The organism is Pseudomonas wayambapalatensis (assembly GCF_049942315.1).
GTDB classification, from domain to species: domain Bacteria; phylum Pseudomonadota; class Gammaproteobacteria; order Pseudomonadales; family Pseudomonadaceae; genus Aquipseudomonas; species Aquipseudomonas wayambapalatensis.
In genome coordinates this window covers 1-9,429 of the sequence record NZ_JBNFMU010000218.1, presented here as the reverse complement: position 1 = coordinate 9,429, position 9,429 = coordinate 1, and the positions used below count along the sequence as shown (strand labels likewise).

Below are 9,429 nucleotides of genomic sequence, written 5' to 3'. Positions count from 1 at the left end.
TTCGCGGGCAAGTCGGGGCGCCGAACCGCCGCTCCTACAGGTACCGCACCGGCGCTGAGGACCGTGCACGGCTTGGCAGGAGCGGCCGAGCGGGTTTGTGCTTCAGCCCACCACCCGGCGTGGCTGGCCGGCGAAGTACGCCTGGGCGTTTTCGGCCAGTTGTCCGACGATGCGCTGGCGCGACTCCACCGCACCCCAGGCGCTGTGCGGGGTGATGATCAGGCGCGGGATGTCTGCATGCAGCAATGGATTGCCATTGACTGGCGGCTCGACGCTCAGCACATCGGTGGCTGCGCCGCCCAGGTGGCCGCTGCGCAGGGCCTCGGCCAGCGCCTGCTCATCGATCAGGCCTCCGCGAGCGGTGTTCACCACCAGCGCACTCGGCTTGAGCAAGGCCAGTTCACGGGCGCCGATCATGTGGCGGGTCTGCTCGTTCAACGGGCAGTGCAGGGTCAGGGCATCGACCTGTGGCAAGAGGTCGTCCAGCGCCAGGCGCTCGGCGCGCGCCGGTCGCCCAGGGATCTGCCCGCTCAGCACACGCATGCCGAATGCCTCGGCCAGGCGCGCCACCGCGCCGCCCAGCTCGCCGTGCCCCAGCAGGCCCAGGGTCTTGCCTTCCAGCTCGACGATGGGGAAGTCCAATAAGCAGAACTGGCTGGCCTTGGCCCATGCACCGTCCTTGACTGCCTGCTGGTAGTCGCACAGCCGGGTGGCCAGGGCCAGCAGCAGCGCCAGGGTGTGCTGCGCCACCGAAGGTGTGCCGTAGCCCTGGCAGTTGCACACGGTGATGCCCTGGGCACGGGCTGCGGCAAGGTCGACGTTGTTGGTGCCGGTGGCGGCTACCAGGATCAGTTTCACTTGTGGATTGGCCGCGAGCGCCGCAGCATCGAGCATCACCTTGTTGCTGATCACCACGCTGGCGCCTTGCAGACGTTCGCTGACCTGTTCCGGAGCGCTGGCGGCATGCAGTTGCAGGCTGTCGAACTGCTGTTCGAGCGCAGAAAGGTCGAGATCTCCCAGGTCAAGGGAGTGATGATCGAGAAAAACTGCATGACGCGACATTGGCGGCTCCGTCGGCAAAGGCCAGAGGTGGGGAGCGCATCGGCTCCGGATTCTGCGGCGCTGTAACGCCCTGTTCGCACATTGCCACTCATACTTTGCGACGCCAAATCATTCCTTCGGCTGATTTGACTGCCGCGTCACCGATCTACAGTAAATCCTTGAATATCCGGCACGCTTTTCAGAAAAGGGATACCCATGCTGCAGACCCGCCTCCTCAAGCCCGCCGACGGCGCCTACACCTACCCGCTGCTGATCAAACGCCTGCTGATGTCTGGCAGCCGCTACGAAAAGACCCGCGAAATCGTCTACCGCGACAAGGTGCGGCTCTCCTATCCCGAACTCGGCGAGCGCATCGCCAGGCTGGCCAACGTGCTCACCGAAGCCGGGGTCAAGGCCGGCGACACGGTGGCGGTGATGGATTGGGACAGCCACCGCTATCTGGAGTGCATGTTCGCCATCCCGATGATCGGTGCGGTGGTGCACACCATCAACGTGCGCCTGTCGCCCGAGCAGATCCTCTACACCATGAACCACGCCGAAGACCGCTTCGTGCTGGTCAACAGCGATTTCGTCGGCCTCTACCAGGCCATCGCCGGGCAACTGACCACGGTCGACAAGACCGTGCTGATCACCGATGGCCCGGACCAGACCGCCGAGCTGCCGAACCTGGTCGGTGAGTACGAGCAACTGCTCGCCGCCGCCAGCCCGCACTACGATTTCCCCGATTTCGACGAGAATTCGGTGGCCACCACCTTCTACACCACCGGTACCACCGGCAACCCCAAGGGCGTGTACTTCACCCACCGCCAACTGGTGCTGCACACCCTGGCCGAAACGTCGGTGCTCGGCAGCCTCGACAGCGTGCGCCTGCTCAGCACCAACGACGTCTACATGCCGATCACGCCGATGTTCCACGTGCATGCCTGGGGCATCCCCTACGCAGCGACCATGATGGGCATCAAGCAGGTGTATCCGGGGCGCTACGAGCCGGACATGCTGATCAAGCTGTGGCGCGAAGAGAAGGTCACCTTCTCCCATTGCGTGCCGACCATCCTGCAGATGCTGCTCAACTGCCCGTCCGCCAAGGGCCAGGACTTCGGCGGCTGGAAGGTGATCATCGGCGGCAGCGCACTCAACCGGGCGCTGTATGAGGCTGCCCTGGCGCGGGGCATCCAGCTCACTGCGGCCTATGGCATGTCGGAAACCTGCCCGCTGATCTCTTGCGCGCACCTGAACGAAGAACTGCTGGCCGGTGGTGAAGACGAGCGTGTCAGCTACCGCATCAAGGCCGGTGTGCCGGTGCCCCTGGTGGAGGCGGCCATCGTCGACGAGCACGGCAACTTCCTGCCCGCCGACGGCGAGGCCCAGGGCGAGTTGGTGCTGCGCGCACCCTGGCTGACCATGGGCTACTTCAACGAACCGGAAAAGAGCAACGAGCTGTGGGCCGGAGGCTGGCTGCATACCGGCGATGTCGCCACCCTCGACGGCATGGGCTACATCGACATCCGCGACCGCATCAAGGATGTGATCAAGACCGGTGGCGAGTGGATCTCGTCCCTTGATCTTGAAGACCTGATCAGCCGTCACGGGGCGGTGCGCGAGGTGGCGGTGGTCGGCGTGCCCGATCCGCAGTGGGGCGAGCGGCCGTTCGCGCTGCTGGTGGTGCACGAAGGCCAGCAGCTGGACGCCAAGTTGCTCAAGGAGCATCTCAAGCCGTTCGTCGAGTTGGGGCACATCAACAAGTGGGCGATTCCGAGCCAGATCGCCGTTGTTACTGAAATTCCCAAGACCAGCGTGGGCAAGCTCGACAAGAAGCGTATCCGCGTGGACGTCACCCAGTGGCAGGCCAGTAACAGTACCTTCCTCTCTACCCTGTAACACCTGCCCGGGTCACGTCTGTTCTGGCGTGACCCGCGTGTTAGAGGTATCGCGCCTTGTCAAACGGCGAAATTGAGCCATGCTTCTGCACTGCCAGCGATCGAAGTGGCCATTTGCGATGCCTCTGCTTGCGAGACGCAAATCACACTTTAGAGGGATCAAGCGCGAGTGGCCGCTGGCTATAGTCGGGTCAGGGGATTTTCAGGAATGGGGGAGGGCGCACGCGCATGCCGTGCTGCCTCTGGCAGGAGCCTGCTCGCAGCGCTCGGGGCCGTTTCTGAAAGGACTCACTGCCATAACAAAAAAGTACATGGAGTAGCGTCGATGACATCTGCAAACCCGTTCTGGCGCCGGGCCAAGCTGCCCTTGGCCGTCAGCCTCGCTTCCACGCTCGCAAGTCCCGCATTCGGTGTGAGTTTCAACATCGGGGAAATCGAAGGTCAGTTCGACTCATCGCTCTCCATCGGGGCCAGCTGGTCGACTGCCAATCCGAACAAGAACCTGATCGGCGTCAACAACGGCGGCAAGGGCCTGTCCCAGACCTCCGACGATGGCCACCTCAACTTCAAGAAAGGCGAGACCTTCTCCAAGATCTTCAAGGGCATCCACGATCTCGAGCTCAAGTACGGCGACACCGGCGTCTTCGTCCGTGGCAAGTACTGGTACGACTTCGAGCTCAAGGACGAGGGCCGCGAGTTCAAGGATATCAGCGACTCCGGGCGCAAGTCGGGGGCCAAGTCCTCGGGTGCACAACTGCTCGACGCGTTCATCTACCACAACTACGCCATCGCCGACATGCCCGGCTCGGTGCGCTTCGGCAAGCAGGTGGTGAGCTGGGGTGAAAGTACCTTCATCGGTGGCGGTATCAACTCGATCAACCCGATCGACGTCGCAGCCTTCCGCCGTCCTGGCGCCGAGATCAAGGAAGGCCTGATCCCGGTCAACATGTTCTACATCTCCCAGAGCCTGACCGACAACCTGTCGGCCGAAGCCTTCTACCAGCTCGAATGGGACCAGACCGTCACCGACAACTGCGGGACCTTCTTCTCCCAGCCGGACATCATCTCCGACGGTTGCACCGACAACCTGCGCGTGCTCAACAGCAGCCGCGCGGTGCCGGGCGCAGCGCAGCAGTTCCTCGCCACCCGTGGCGTGAACATCAACGAAGAAGGCGTGATGGTGCGCCGTGGCCCGGACCGCGACGCGCGTGACAGCGGCCAGTTCGGCGTAGCCCTGCGCTACATGTTCGAGCCGCTGGACACCGAGTTCGGTGCCTACTTCATGAACTACCACAGCCGTGCGCCGATCTTCAGCGCCACCGGCGCCTCGCCTGCGGTCTTCGCCGGCATTCCGTCGCTGCCGGCCAACCTGCGTCCGCTGGCGCCGCTGATCGTCGCGGGCAACTCGCAGTACTTCGTCGAGTACCCTGAAGACATCCGCCTGTACGGCCTGAGCTTCTCCACCACCCTGCCCACCGGCACGGCGTGGAGCGGTGAAATCAGCTACCGTCCCAACGCGCCTGTGCAGCTGAACACCACCGACATCCTGTTCGCCGGTGTCCGTCCGCTGGGCGGCGCCCTGGCCAACGCCTCGCTGCTCAGTGGTACTCCGGGCCAGGACCTGCACGGCTATCGCCGCAAGGAAATCACCCAGTTCCAGACCACCCTGACGCACTTCTTCGACCAGGTGATGGGCGCCAGCCGCATGACCGTGGTGGGCGAGCTGGGCGTCACCCACGTGGGCGGCCTGGAGAGCGCGCACGACACCCGTTATGGCCGCGACCCGGTGTTCGGCCCAGGCCCGCTGCCGGCCACCGGCGGCGCCAACACCTGCCAGGCACTCAACGCCAGCACCATCGCCGGTGCCGGGGCTGGGGCGTCGACCACCAACCTCAACCGCAAGTGCGAGAACGACGGCTACACCACCAGCACTTCCTGGGGCTACCGCGCCCGGGTGATCTGGGACTACAACGACGTCTTCGCCGGGGTCAACCTCAAGCCCAACGTAGCCTGGTCCCACGACGTGTCCGGCTACTCGCCGGGCCCTGGCGGCAACTTCGAGGAAGGCCGCAAGGCGATCAGTCTGGGCCTGGACGCCGAGTACCAGAACACCTACACGGCGAGTCTGTCGTACACCAACTTCTTCGATGGCAAGTACAGCACCGTGGATGACCGCGACTTCGTCGCCCTCAGCTTCGGCGTGAACTTCTAAGAACTCTGATCCAGGACGACAACGATGAAGATGACCACAAGTCTGCTGAAAGCCGGTGTGCTGGGCATGTCCCTGCTGGCGACCAGCGTCATGGCTGCGGTTTCCGCCGATGAGGCGGCCAAGCTCGGTACCACGCTCACGCCGATGGGCGCCGAGAAGGCCGGCAACGCCGATGGCTCGATCGGCCCGTGGGAGCCGCTGTCCAAGACTGCCGGCAGTGTCGATGCCAGGGGCTTCCTGTCCGACCCGTACGGCAGCGAAAAGCCACTGTTCACCATCACCGCCGCGAACGCCGACCAGTACAAGGACAAACTGGCTCCCGGCCAACTGGCGATGCTCAAGCGCTATCCGGACACTTACAAGCTGCCGGTGTACAAGACCCACCGCGGCGCCACAGTGCCGGATGCCGTGTACGCCGACATCAAGTCCAACGCCACCCAGACCACCCTGGTCGAAGGCGGCAACGGCCTGAACAACTTCCGTGGCGCGATCCCGTTCCCGATTCCCAAGAGCGGTGTCGAGGTGATCTGGAACCACATCACCCGTTATCGCGGCGGTAGCGTGTCGCGCCAGGTGACCCAGGCTACGCCGCAGCAGAACGGCTCCTACAGCCTGGTGTACTTCAGCGACCAGTTCGTGTTCCGCGACAAGATGAAGGACTACGATCCGAACAACCCGGGCAACGTGCTGTTCTACTTCAAGCAGGAAGTGACTGCGCCAGCGCGCCTGGCTGGTACCGTGCTGCTGGTGCACGAGACCCTCGACCAGGTCAAGGAACCGCGCAAGGCGTGGATCTACAATGCCGGCCAGCGTCGTGTGCGCCAGGCGCCGCAGGTCTCCTACGACGGCCCGGGTACCGCCGCCGACGGCCTGCGTACCTCCGACAACCTGGACATGTACAACGGCGCACCCGACCGCTACGACTGGAAGCTCGAAGGCAAGAAGGAGATGTACATCGCCTCCAACGCCTACAAGCTCGACGATCCGAAGCTCAAGTACGCCGACATCATCAAGGCCGGCCACATCAACCAGGACCTCGCCCGCTACGAGCTGCGCCGTGTGTGGCATGTGGTCGCGACCCTGAAGCCAGGCCAGCGCCATATCTATGCCAAGCGTGACTTCTACATCGACGAAGATACCTGGCAGGCCGCGGTGATCGACCAGTACGACGGGCGCAACCAGCTGTGGCGCGTGTCCGAGGCGCATGCCCAGCCGTACTACAACAACCAGGTCCCGTGGTACACCCTCGAAGCCATCTACGACCTGCAGTCGGGCCGTTACCTGGCACTGGGCATGAAGAACGAGGAGAAACAATCCTACGACTTCGGCTTCAAGGCCAGCAAGGCTGACTTCCAGCCTGCGGCCCTGCGTCAGAGTGGCGTGCGTTAAGCGTTCACAAACCAACTCCGTGTAATCTCCCAGAACGCCCCGGCTTGCCGGGGCGTTTCTGTTTCTGTCGGTTCACCAGGCTGACCCCGGTCAACCCCGCTAAGCTTGAATCTTCCAGAATCAGCCTTATCTATTGGTCATCTCAGGCAGGTTCTTCATTACAGGTGCTGTCCATCGCTCCGCCTGCCCTTTAAAGGAAGGTATCCCCATGCGAATAGACCGACTGACAAGCAAGCTGCAACTGGCATTATCCGATTCCCAATCCCTGGCCGTTGGCATGGACCATCCGGCCATTGAACCTGTGCATCTGCTGCAGGCCCTGATCGAGCAGCAGGGTGGCTCGATCAAGCCGCTGCTTATGCAGGTAGGCTTCGACATCACCAGCCTGCGCAAGGCGCTGACCAAAGAGCTCGACCAGCTGCCGAAAATCCAGAACCCCACGGGCGATGTGAACATGTCCCAGGACTTGGCGCGCCTGCTCAACCAGGCTGACCGCCTGGCCCAGCAGAAGGGCGACCAGTTCATTTCCAGCGAACTGGTGCTGCTCGCCGCCATGGATGAGAACAGCAAGGTCGGCAAGCTGCTGCTAGGCCAGGGCGTGAGCAAGAAGGCCCTGGAAAACGCCATCAACAACCTGCGCGGTGGCGAGGCGGTCAATGATGCCAACGCCGAGGAGTCGCGCCAGGCGCTGGACAAGTACACCGTCGACCTGACCAAGCGTGCCGAAGAAGGCAAGCTCGACCCGGTGATCGGCCGTGACGACGAAATTCGCCGTACCGTGCAGGTGCTGCAGCGCCGCACCAAGAACAACCCCGTGCTGATTGGCGAGCCCGGCGTCGGCAAGACTGCCATCGCCGAAGGCCTGGCCCAGCGCATCATCAATGGCGAAGTGCCCGATGGTCTCAAGGGCAAGCGCCTGCTCGCCCTGGACATGGGCGCGCTGATTGCTGGCGCCAAGTATCGCGGTGAGTTCGAAGAGCGCCTCAAAGGCCTGCTCAACGAGCTGTCCAAGCAGGAAGGCCAGATCATCCTGTTCATCGACGAGCTGCACACCATGGTCGGCGCCGGCAAGGGCGAGGGCGCGATGGACGCCGGCAACATGCTCAAGCCGGCCCTGGCCCGCGGTGAGTTGCATTGCGTTGGCGCCACCACGCTCAACGAGTACCGCCAGTTCATCGAGAAGGACGCAGCGCTGGAGCGACGCTTCCAGAAAGTGCTGGTCGAGGAGCCGAGCGAGGAAGACACCATTGCCATCCTGCGTGGCCTTAAGGAGCGCTACGAAGTGCACCACAAGGTGGCCATCACCGACGGTGCGATCATCGCTGCGGCCAAGCTCAGCCACCGCTACATCACCGACCGCCAGCTGCCGGACAAGGCCATCGACCTGATCGACGAGGCCGCCAGCCGCATCCGCATGGAAATCGACTCCAAGCCAGAGGTGCTCGACCGTCTTGACCGTCGCCTGATCCAACTGAAGGTGGAGTCCCAGGCCCTGAAGAAGGAAGAGGACGAAGCGGCGAAGAAGCGCCTGGAAAAACTCACCGAGGAAATCGAGCGCCTTGAGCGCGAGTATTCCGATCTCGAAGAAATCTGGGCGTCGGAAAAGGCCGAGGTACAGGGTTCGGCGCAGATCCAGCAAAAGATCGAACAGGCTCGCCAGGAACTCGAGGCCGCCCGCCGCAAAGGCGACCTGAGCCGCATGGCCGAGTTGCAGTACGGGGTGATCCCCGACCTGGAGCGCAGCCTGCAGATGGTCGATCAGCACGGCAAGACCGAGAACCAGCTGCTGCGCAACAAGGTCACCGAGGAAGAGATCGCCGAGGTCGTCTCCAAGTGGACCGGCATCCCGGTGTCGAAGATGCTCGAAGGCGAGCGCGAGAAGCTGCTGAAGATGGAAGGCCTGCTGCACGAGCGGGTGATTGGCCAGGACGAGGCGGTCACTGCCGTGGCCAACGCCGTGCGCCGGTCGCGTGCCGGGCTGTCCGACCCGAACCGCCCGAGCGGCTCGTTCCTGTTCCTCGGCCCAACCGGCGTCGGCAAGACCGAGCTGTGCAAGGCGCTCGCCGAATTCCTCTTCGACACCGAGGAGGCCATGGTGCGCATCGACATGTCCGAGTTCATGGAGAAGCACTCTGTCGCTCGCCTGATCGGTGCACCACCAGGCTATGTGGGTTATGAGGAGGGCGGCTACCTGACCGAGGCGGTGCGTCGCAAACCTTACTCGGTGGTGTTGCTCGACGAGGTGGAGAAGGCGCACCCGGATGTGTTCAACGTGCTCCTGCAGGTGCTGGAGGATGGCCGCCTGACCGACAGTCACGGGCGTACCGTTGATTTCCGCAACACGGTCATCGTCATGACCTCCAACCTGGGCTCGGCGCAGATTCAGGAACTGGTCGGCGACCGTGAGGCGCAACGTGCGGCGGTGATGGATGCGGTGGGTGCGCACTTCCGTCCGGAGTTCATCAACCGGATCGACGAAGTGGTGGTGTTCGAGCCGCTGGGCCGCGAGCAGATCGCCGGTATCACCGAGATCCAACTGGGCCGCCTGCGCGGTCGTCTGGCCGAGCGCGAGCTGTCGCTGAGCCTGAGCCCGGAAGCCCTCGACAAGCTGATTGCCGTTGGCTACGACCCGGTGTATGGCGCACGGCCGCTCAAGCGTGCGATCCAGCGCTGGATCGAGAACCCGCTGGCGCAACTGATCCTCGGTGGCCAGTTCGTGCCAGGTGCGGCGATCACGGCGAAGGTGGAAGGCGACGAGATCGTCTTTGCCTGACGGTGTTGGGGGTGGGGGGTTGGGCCAGAGTGAAGACTCCGCCAACCCCCCCCCCAAATCAACAAAACAAAAACACCCCCCCCCCCCACCCCCCCAGGCGCTGAGGAGGAGGGGGG

5 protein-coding genes are annotated in these 9,429 nt (G+C 63.6%); 4 read left to right on the top strand and 1 reads right to left on the bottom strand.

What is annotated here, in order from left to right:
- Positions 1-102: 102 nt before the first annotated feature.
- Positions 103-1,062, bottom strand: a complete 960-nt coding sequence (locus tag ACPZMI_RS19630) for a 2-hydroxyacid dehydrogenase (RefSeq protein ID WP_426352871.1) — start codon at positions 1,060-1,062, stop codon at positions 103-105.
- A 195-nt stretch (positions 1,063-1,257) separates the two neighbouring features.
- Here ACPZMI_RS19630 and ACPZMI_RS19625 point away from each other — a divergent pair, with 195 nt between their 5' ends.
- The 4 genes from ACPZMI_RS19625 to clpB all read left to right on the top strand — a co-directional run bounded on the left by ACPZMI_RS19625 (position 1,258) and on the right by clpB (position 9,313).
- Positions 1,258-2,940: a fatty acid--CoA ligase gene (locus tag ACPZMI_RS19625; protein ID WP_186667675.1), complete on the top strand. Its 1,683-nt coding sequence runs from the start codon at positions 1,258-1,260 to the stop codon at positions 2,938-2,940.
- A 324-nt stretch (positions 2,941-3,264) separates the two neighbouring features.
- Entirely contained in the window at positions 3,265-5,151 is a 1,887-nt protein-coding gene (locus tag ACPZMI_RS19620) for a DUF1302 domain-containing protein (RefSeq protein WP_065863337.1), read from the top strand.
- 24 nt (positions 5,152-5,175) lie between these two features.
- Positions 5,176-6,540: a DUF1329 domain-containing protein gene (locus ACPZMI_RS19615; RefSeq protein ID WP_426352870.1), complete on the top strand. Its 1,365-nt coding sequence runs from the start codon at positions 5,176-5,178 to the stop codon at positions 6,538-6,540.
- A 208-nt stretch (positions 6,541-6,748) separates the two neighbouring features.
- Positions 6,749-9,313 carry an ATP-dependent chaperone ClpB gene (clpB, locus tag ACPZMI_RS19610; RefSeq protein ID WP_186667678.1) on the top strand — a complete coding sequence of 855 codons (2,565 nt, stop codon included), beginning with the start codon at positions 6,749-6,751 and terminating at the stop codon, positions 9,311-9,313.
- Positions 9,314-9,429 lie beyond the last annotated feature (116 nt).